Origin of the sequence: Gordonia sp. (in: high G+C Gram-positive bacteria) (assembly GCF_049299075.1) — a bacterium.
Taxonomy (GTDB): Bacteria; Actinomycetota; Actinomycetes; order Mycobacteriales; family Mycobacteriaceae; genus Gordonia.
The window spans coordinates 1-2,406 of sequence record NZ_JBAQWU010000114.1; the positions used below are offsets into that span (position 1 = coordinate 1).

Sequence of the window (2,406 nt, forward strand, 5' to 3'; positions counted from 1 at the left end):
GCTTGCGGAGAGACGGTCAGTCTTCCCGCTTAGCGAGGAGCGCGACTCTGTGAAACAGGAACCCACCGAGAGTGCCTGTACGGGTGCTGGTAGGAATCCCTGGCCTTCAGGCCGGGGAGGACGTCAAATTTTGCATCCGACACCACCTGCCGTCCCGGCCGGTGGTGACCACCACATTCGAGGAGTTGACCGTTCATGCGTGCGTTCCGCGCCAGTTGCGCTGTCCTGGCGGCGGCGACCGCTACCGCCGTGACTCTGACCGGGTGCGGTTCGGCTACCGGCGGCACCGCCATCGCCGAGGGCGAGTCGGTGACCGGGCAGGACGCCGGCGCCGACCTCGCTCGACTCGCAACCGATCGGATAGGCGAGTTGACCGACTCGGCAACTGTGATCGAGTACGGCAGGACCGTACATCTGGACATGACCGATCCGAACATCCAGCTCAAGGCCCCAAACCCTTCGGGTGTCGATGTATTCGATGATCTCCTTCGAGAATCGATCGAAACGCATCGCGATTGGAAACCGGCAGTCACGATCACGGTCGACAACGCACGTACCCTCGGCGATGCCTACATCTGCATGGACTTCGATGTGGTGAACAACATCCCTCCCCTGTCGGTGTTCTCGGGAGAGAAGAAGGACGGCACAGACTGGACGGCATACCTGCCGAGCGCAGTCACCTTGGGGATACATCCGTCGATCCATCTACGTGAGATCAATCAGTACGCGACCGGCGATGGTGAGCTGCTCGACATGGTGGAATGGTTGCCGGTCAGCGAGAAGGTCGAGTACGGACTCCCGGGGCTGACCTACGAGAAAGGCACGCTCACGACAACCTCGTCGGGTGTGAAATTCGCCGAACTCGGCGAGACGGTCGAGGGAGGCCATGCCTATGACAGCAGCGGTGACGATGCAGTCAACGGCGATACAGCCATGCCGGCCGGAGGACGGCTGAGCATGACCCGCTGCTGGGCAGCGAGAGACCAGTTCGGCGTCGAGTTTTCCGACGACGACTACGGCAAACTGCCGGAGTCCCGGCGTTACGGGGCCTTCGCGGCCGGGGTCGAAATCTTCGTCGGCGGGCGCGGTGCGGTCGTCGTCGTTCCCTTCGGCCTGGCCGACTGATCCAGGGGTTCGTAGCCGCTCCCAGATCCGCGTCGGGGAACGTGCCCCGGTGGATGCGTGCACCGTCCGCTGGTTGCGTGCCGACGCTTACGGCCCGTGACATCGTCGGTGACCGCACTACCTTCGGTGTAAGCCCGGTCGTTCACGGCCGGGATGGCCGAGCCCTCGAGCGGTGTGTGTCGGTGGGTGCTTGTACGGTGCGGGCGTGCAACTCAGATACCGCTACTGAATCTCACGCAACAGAGCAGTCAACTTCTCTTGCATCGCGTCGAGGCGATTCACCGCGATATCTCGGTCGGCTTCGACCTCGACGCCCGCGTCCGCAACGCGATCACCCTGCTCCCCGACGAGGTGTGGGTGCCGGCCCTCGACGCGACGGGCGCTGCCCGCGACGACGCGGCGATCGCCGAGGTCACCGGGCTGCTCCGCGAGAGCTACTCCGGAGACAAACTGGGCACCTGGGCTGCCGGAATGCGGATCCTCGTCCGGCGCGAACCCGTCCAGGAAGGCAAACAGCTGTCCCTGTTCGAGCAGAGCAACGGCCACCGGTACCAACCGCTGGCCACCAACACCGCAGGCGGTCGGATCCAGAAGCTCGAGGCCCGCCACCGCGTCCACGCCCGCGTCGAAGGCTTCATTCGCTGCGCCAAGGACACCGGTCTCGCCCGGTGGCCGTCGAGTTCGTTCGCCATCAACTCCGCCTGGGTCCTCGCAGCCGCCATCGCCTGCGACCTGCTGTGCTGGACCCGCCTGCTGCTGTTGGACGGTCCGCTGGCGGTCGCCGAACCCCAGACCCTGCGCTACCGGTTGCTGCACACCGGTGCCCGGATCATCAAACGCTCCCGCAAGCAGATCCTGCGGATACCCGAAACCTGGCCCTGGGCACGCGAACTCGCCACCGCATTCAACCGGGTCCGCGCGATTTCCTGACCGCCAGGACCCATGCTCGATCAACCCCAGGAAGGAGAACACCGACCGGGACGTGGAACCCGGCGTCACCCGCAGGCGACCCTGCGGCGTGACCGCCTACCCGCACGTCGCAGAAGACCCGATCAGCTCAGGACCGGAGCACTCCGAGGGCAGGGCCAGCCGCCCGTGAAAAATCGAGGCTAGACCTCACCGCGCTCTGACACGGCTTGAGGTTCGCCCGGGATGCTTCAACCCCGGAACGAATGTCGAGGCATTCGGGACTGGTGCGCTGTGGCCTACTTAGTGGCCCCGAACCTTTGGTAGGCGGCTTGCCGGGTGGTGTCGAGGGCCAGGCCGATAGCCGCCCAGGAG

Annotated in this window: 2 protein-coding genes; both read left to right on the forward strand. The window is 65.2% G+C overall.

Translation table 11 applies throughout. The features are described 5' to 3' along the window. The first annotated feature begins 309 nt into the window (after positions 1–309). Positions 310–1,125 carry a hypothetical protein gene (locus WAW85_RS03875; RefSeq protein ID WP_422558332.1) on the forward strand — a complete coding sequence of 272 codons (816 nt, stop codon included), beginning with the start codon at positions 310–312 and terminating at the stop codon, positions 1,123–1,125. Between the two features lie 258 nt (positions 1,126–1,383). After that, entirely contained in the window at positions 1,384–2,055 is a 672-nt protein-coding gene (locus WAW85_RS03880; protein ID WP_422558333.1) for a transposase, read from the forward strand. Positions 2,056–2,406: the final 351 nt, after the last annotated feature.